This is a genomic window from Photorhabdus sp. P32 (assembly GCF_038085095.1).
GTDB classification, from domain to species: Bacteria; Pseudomonadota; Gammaproteobacteria; order Enterobacterales; family Enterobacteriaceae; genus Photorhabdus; species Photorhabdus luminescens.
On the sequence record NZ_JAZGJN010000150.1, the window covers coordinates 1 to 3965 of the forward strand.

3 protein-coding genes are annotated in these 3965 nt (G+C 37.4%); all 3 read left to right on the top strand.

Going from position 1 to position 3965, the window contains the following annotated elements:
- Window positions 1-400 precede the first annotated feature (400 nt).
- The 3 genes from V2H77_RS01040 (at window position 401) to V2H77_RS01050 (ending at window position 3625) form a co-directional block, all read left to right on the top strand.
- Complete coding sequence (locus V2H77_RS01040) at window positions 401-1465, top strand: hypothetical protein (protein ID WP_341497315.1); 1065 nt, start codon at window positions 401-403, stop codon at window positions 1463-1465.
- An 838-nt stretch (window positions 1466-2303) separates the two neighbouring features.
- Window positions 2304-2966: an acetate CoA-transferase subunit alpha gene (gene atoD / locus V2H77_RS01045; RefSeq protein WP_341497316.1), complete on the top strand. Its 663-nt coding sequence runs from the start codon at window positions 2304-2306 to the stop codon at window positions 2964-2966.
- Complete coding sequence (locus tag V2H77_RS01050) at window positions 2966-3625, top strand: CoA transferase subunit B (RefSeq protein ID WP_341497317.1); 660 nt, start codon at window positions 2966-2968, stop codon at window positions 3623-3625. The genes atoD and V2H77_RS01050 overlap by 1 nt, the downstream gene beginning before the upstream one ends.
- Window positions 3626-3965 lie beyond the last annotated feature (340 nt).

Below are 3965 nucleotides of genomic sequence, written 5' to 3' on the forward strand. Positions count from 1 at the left end.
ATATTACAATATACTAATTATGCTTGAATTCACAATAAAATCAACTCACCAGAAATATAATACAATATTAATAAGAAAAATACATTTTAACCATATGATTTAATAATAATTTAAACAATAGATAAGTCATTAAATAACTGTTATAAAAGATGTAGAAAAATGACAATATTCTATTATAATTTTGATCAGTAACAAAATAGAAACACAACATGTCTTTCATGAAAATTTATTAACGATATAAACTAAATATAGTTGCCAATATTAACTATATTTACCTTAAACCAAATCAAAAATAGTAAAATATTCTGAGAGCATCTTGAAACTCACTTATTTTGAACTATATTTATATTAATCTATATTTAATTATGAAATAACATTAACTCAGACAAGGGTAAAATTAATGAGCGAAAAATTTATCTGGATCTCTGATGAAGATCAATCATACGGTCATCAACATGGCAGTCAAACTATTACTCCATCAAGCTCTTTCGATAAAAATATTGGTTTCACCTTCAAAATGGATGCTGGAGAAAATACGTTAATATTGTTAGATACTGATAACAAAAATAGCATTAAAGTAAACGATATTCATTGGCCCAGGTCACCAATTGAGTTTAAAGAGGGATATGAGGCAATACATAAGGCAGAAAATACAGATATAACCTTAGGCAAAACAATAAACATATCCTCAGGAAATCTTATAATATTAGGAAGTGAAGGAAAACCTGTTAATTTTTATCTTAATTCTGAAATATTCAATACGTATAGAATAAAATTACAAAACTCAAGTAGTTTTTCAATAAAAAACTCAAGCATTGTAAGAATTAGTGGCCCGATAAATACAACAATACCAACATTAGAAGAGTCAACAGTGGCTATGTCAGGAAAAAGCCGGCTTACTATAGAGACTGTAGAAAAGATAGAAAGTATTATTTCACTCAGTTGTCATTTTTCTATCACCGAATCCTCTCAAACTAGTCTTACAAGTCACCATGTTGACATCATCGATGGTAGCAATATCATCTTACAAAATAATGCACAGATGTTAATAAGCTCTCAAGTATTGAACATAAGAACTGATTTAGATGAAAAAGGTTGCCCTTTATTCGACACAAACTTCACCCTAAAAGCCGGAGCGACTTTATTAAATCTCAATTCTCTGGATGGTATCCACTTTCCATTAGATATTCACAGAGAAGATTACCCTAAAGGTGTATTCAACTTCATGGCCGAAGGAGAAGAAAATACAGGAAAAGTTGTCATTGATGTTGCACCAAAAGATGCTAATGCCTATGGCCTTAATATCATGCTCCGTAAAAATTTTATAGCTATTAACGGAAAGGTAGTAGAAACAGGAGACCAGATGAAATATTTTGATTTTAGTTATGGAAAAGATACCCGTAATGGTAATCAGGTCGGAACAATAACTATTTCTCTTAGAAATCCTCACCTAAAATTATCTTAGCAAATAGATTCAAGGCACAGCGTTAAATACAATGCCGTGCCTCTCGATATTAACAATTCATCCCTGCACCATACACCTATAAGGCTAAAGTGAACCAAACCTATTAGAAGCCCCTCACACTTACCCATTTTCCCCCTTGCCCCCATTCGGCAACGCTTTCTATACTCCCAATTATTGCGGTTTCTGTTACATAGTACCTGTTATCACTTAGGATCTAGTTTCTATGCCCTCTATCTTTATCATTTTCAGACAATGGTTTTTATATGCCATTAATACACTATTAAATATTTTTGGCTAGTTTTTTACTTTCGATTGCTATTATAACGGCAAAAATTATAACTCATTTATTTATCAATAAAGGAGAAAAATAATCTCATGAGTAATAATACAAACTTCAATTTCTATACATGCACACCTCTTATTTATTGCTCGTATAAACCTGCATACACTTGTCTCGACCAGATAAGTAGAATTAATTAAATTTCAGTTAATTATAAAATATCCTTATTTAAATTACGTAGTTGGCATATCTATTGCTAAACTTAAATATAAGCGCCTATACCCAATGGATTCCAAGATGCATCGCGACGGCAAGGGAGCGAATCCCCGGGAGCATAGATAACCAGGTGACCGAGGTGAGAGAGCGCAGCCAACAAAGAGGCAACTTGAAAGATAACGGGTATATATTCCCTATGGATTTCAAGATGCATCGCGACGGCAAGGGAGCGAATCCCCGGGAGCATAGATAACTATGTGACCGGGGTGAGTGAGCGCAGCCAACAAAGAGGCAACTTGAAAGATGACGGGTATATCCATATATCATATATAGGGAATTAATATGAAAAATAAACTCATTAGCACACAACAAGCTATAGCGCATTTTTATGATGGGATGACTATCATGGTAGGCGGTTTTATGGGCGTAGGCACACCTCCCCGCTTAATCACCACATTGCTGAACTCCGGCGTCAAAGATTTGACAATCATTGCTAACGATACCGCAGATGTTGACGTTGGCATTGGCCCCCTTGTGGTTAATAACCGGGTGAAAAAAGTCATCACCTCACATATTGGCACTAATCCGGAAACCGGACGCAAAATGCTTGCTGGAGAAATAGCAGTAGAACTGGTTCCTTTAGGTACGTTGATCGAACGAATTCGCTGCGGCGGAGCTGGTCTAGGCGGATTTCTAACCCCCACCGGAGTGGGTACTATTGTAGAAAACGGGAAACAAAAAATAGCCGTCAATGGAACAGACTATTTGTTAGAACTCCCCTTACGTGCTGATCTGGCGCTAATTCAGGCTCATCTTGCCGATCATTATGGCAACCTCACCTACCAACTCACTGCCCGGAATTTTAACCCAGTCATCGCTCTGGCGGCGGATATTACACTTGCCGAGCCGGATGAACTGGTTGAAGTAGGTGAAATCACACCGGATTGCGTTATGACACCTGGCGCATTGATCGACTACATCATTTATCCAGAAGGAAACTCATAATGAACGCCAAACAACTTATTGCCTACCGTGTTGCACGTGAATTACAAGATGGCGATGTTGTTAATCTCGGCATCGGCATTCCCACGCAAGTCCCTAATTATCTGCCGGATAACATTCATATTACTCTCCAGTCAGAAAACGGCATTCTAGGTCTTGGTCCCATTACAGAAGTACATCCCAATCTGGTCAATGCTGGCGGAAAACCCTGCGGTATCCTGCCCGGCGCCGCCATATTTGACAGTGCTCTCTCTTTTGCCCTGATCCGAGGTGGTCACATAGATACCTGTGTTCTGGGTGGTTTACAAGTTGACCAGCACGCCAACCTGGCCAGTTGGATGATACCGGGGAAAATGGTCCTTGGTATGGGAGGAGCAATGGATCTTGTCACTGGCGCCCGCAAGGTCATCATTGCAATGGAACACTGCGCCAAAGACGGTTCAGCAAAAATCCTCAAGCAATGTACTCTGCCACTTACCGCCATCAATAAAGTCAGCATGATTGTTACTGAATTAGGTGTCTTCTGCTTTGAACAGGGCCAGTTAATCCTGAAAGAACATGCGCCAAATGTCACATTAGAGACTCTACGGGAAAAAACCACAGCAGAATTTAGTATCGCACATGATTTCAAAATCATGCCTGTACCGAAGAATAATGTATGATTAGCGATATCCTGACTGGTTTTATCGGCGCTATTTTATCACCTCACCAATTGCTGCTACGCATGAATGTTCACTAGCCGGATTATAAATAGCAAAGAGTCGAATAATAGTAAATAAACCAAGTTCTTATTCACATCTGCCAGTTTGATATAGGCTTTTTCATGCAACTACGTAGTTTATAATAGTTTATATCGTTTCTTGCTAACCATATAACTACATACAAATTAATTTTTTATTTTATTAATGCATTTCACCTTATGCTCAAGGAATAGACTCATCTAAGCACTCGATATTATTGGATATATTTCTGGTGACAAAATTTTTAATTATTTATTACTAG

Excerpts from the sequence above, each read along its gene's own strand:
- V2H77_RS01040 (WP_341497315.1), top strand. The coding sequence starts at position 401 with ATGAGCGAAAAATTTATCTGGATCTCTGATGAAGATCAATCATACGGT.
- atoD (WP_341497316.1), top strand. The coding sequence starts at position 2,304 with ATGAAAAATAAACTCATTAGCACACAACAAGCTATAGCGCATTTTTAT.
- V2H77_RS01050 (WP_341497317.1), top strand. The coding sequence starts at position 2,966 with ATGAACGCCAAACAACTTATTGCCTACCGTGTTGCACGTGAATTACAA.